This window comes from Halomonas sp. 3F2F, assembly GCF_014897805.1.
In the GTDB taxonomy this organism is placed as follows: domain Bacteria; phylum Pseudomonadota; class Gammaproteobacteria; order Pseudomonadales; family Halomonadaceae; genus Vreelandella.
Genome location: NZ_JABUZE010000147.1, coordinates 1 through 2,281, shown reverse-complemented (window position 1 = coordinate 2,281; position 2,281 = coordinate 1). Strand labels below are relative to the sequence as shown.

The following is a 2,281-nucleotide window of genomic DNA, read 5'->3' as shown; positions in this document are numbered from 1 at the left end:
CATGTAAGCTTGTTATTTCGAAATAGGTGATGAAGTGCCGGTAAGCCACGAATAGTGCAGTGCCCAGCCAAACAGGTTGCTTTTCGTTCACGCTGTAATGCGGCGATGCGCATAGCTGAAGATAAAATAAAGCTAATTATAATAATCGCTTAGTTAGATTGTTAATGCTTTGTGGCTATAAATTTGGTGAATTGCCATCACTTTATTTTGTGTTTTCTCATATTAATGAATGGCGCTGAAGGTTGGGGTTTGATACTTTTAATTAACTAAATGAAACATTTCCAGGTGTTTCTTCACCTCGGCGTGGCAAGGGGCTACATCATGAGCTATAGCGCTATTTCTGGGATGCTCTGCTCAGGCTCCGAGCCTCAGGCGGTTTTCCTGCGTCAGGAGCTGCATTATCACGCCGAAGTGCCGTTTGGGTTCAATGTATTTATCATTGGCTTGCGAGGCCATTCTGATACTGAATCCCGATTCCAGGGTGAAACAGACTTTATTTTACCAACCTGCACTGGCGGAACCGTTCGCGCTCGAATCTCGTGCAATCACTAACTTATAAAGCGAGGCTTTTATGCAAATTGGTGATACTCGATATAATGTAGAAACTGATCCCTCTGTTGACGGTTATGTATATAGTGTAGAGCGTGTTAACGGCCAACTCTATGTCAGCTATTCCGTTGGTAGTGATTTAAGAATAATTTCAGTTTCTCCTGATGGTTCAGTCAGTACAGCACCATCACCTGTTCTTAATCCACGCACTGATGACAATTCTGATAGCGTTATTTTCAAAGGCCTTTCAGATGGGAATATTCTGGTTACTTGGTACAGTGGCTCTAGCGGCACAGGTTTTACCGATACATATTTTAAAATCATTGATGGCACTGGTCAGGAAGTAGTCGGCGCTACTAAAATAAATTCTGAAGCAGGTTCCTTGAATCGCTTTACAGAAGTTGCTGAGTTGTCAAATGGTAACCTAGCATTTGTTTGGGCGACGGGTGGATCTGATTATGCCATGCGCAGGTTTGAGGTGGATGGTACGCCAGTTGATAATGAGCAGTTATCAGTAACCAGCCTTGCTGGGATAAGTGGCTCACAATATCAGCATAATATAGCTGCAAATGATACTGGGTTTATCATCACTTGGGATGCTTATGATTATAATAATTATCTAGGAATGCTGTTCGATAATGATGCCTCTATGCCTACTCAAGTTAATGGGAGTAATCGATTCTCTATAGGCGATAGTATTGCGAAAGGAAATGCGTCGCAATATGTGGAGACGCTTCCTAATGGTAATTATCTTGTGCTTTTTAAGGGGGCAACAGGAGATAGCAGTACTCGAGATGTTCGTTACCAGATATACGATGATAGTGGTAATGCGTTACTCTCAAGTGATACGGTTATTGGCGGTATGAATTCCTGGGGGGATTTTTCTAAGCCAGTGATTCTTGATGATAGGCTGGTGGTTAGTTATAGCTACGTTGACTACAATACTGACCCAACAACAATAGAACGTTATCTGGTAAGTTATGACTTTGATGGAAATTTCATTGAAGACCTTTCCTCCACTATTCCTACAACTCAAGCAGAGTATGGGTATATTACATCTTTCGTTGATGTTGATGGTAACCTTTCTTGGTTAGTTAATGATGATGATAGCGGGAATGGTGATTATGATACTTGGCTGCTTCGACAGTCTGAAGTGATTCCTGAGGGCGAAGTATCAAACGAAGCCCCTGCCATTATTTTGCCCTCATCATTGGTTTTTGACGAAAATACCAGCGCTAATGCAGTTTCAGGGCTTTCGATCACTGATGGGAATGCCGACAATCAGACGGTAACTCTGACAGCAACTGATGGTACGATTAATCTTGCTAACATTAATGGTCTTACCAAAGTTTCTGGAGAATATAATTCTGGCTTTGTTACTTTTAGTGGTGATCTCAATGATGTTAACACTGCTCTCAATAGCCTGACCTTTACTCCAACGGCTAATGTTTCTGGAAATAATGCAGCGTCACTCTTTATTCAAACCGCTGATGGCAATGGCGGTAGTGATAGTCAAACGTTGGAGTTCAATATTACCGATGTCGATCCGATCATTGGCAACAACAGTTTCTCTGTAAATAAAAATAGCGTAAACGGCACCGTGATTGGAACGGTTACCCCTAGTGGAGATACTAACGGACTAACATTCAGCATTACCTCTGGCAATGAAAGCGGCGCTTTTGCCATTGATAAGTGGTTATGCAAAAGTTATCGAGTTACTTTTTCCGTAATT

At 41.8% G+C, this 2,281-nt stretch carries 2 protein-coding genes; both read left to right on the top strand.

The genetic code is table 11. The annotated features are described in order from the left end of the window. The first annotated feature begins 321 nt into the window (after positions 1-321). Positions 322-552, top strand: a complete 231-nt coding sequence (locus INT21_RS15715) for a hypothetical protein (RefSeq protein ID WP_193085434.1) — start codon at positions 322-324, stop codon at positions 550-552. A gap of 19 nt (positions 553-571) precedes the next feature. Continuing rightward, a partial coding sequence (locus tag INT21_RS15710; RefSeq protein WP_193085433.1) for a cadherin repeat domain-containing protein occupies positions 572-2,281 on the top strand: 1,710 nt, incomplete at its 3' end.

Coding starts and splice junctions, on each gene's coding strand:
- INT21_RS15715 (WP_193085434.1), top strand. CDS start 322: ATGAGCTATAGCGCTATTTCTGGGATGCTCTGCTCAGGCTCCGAGCCT.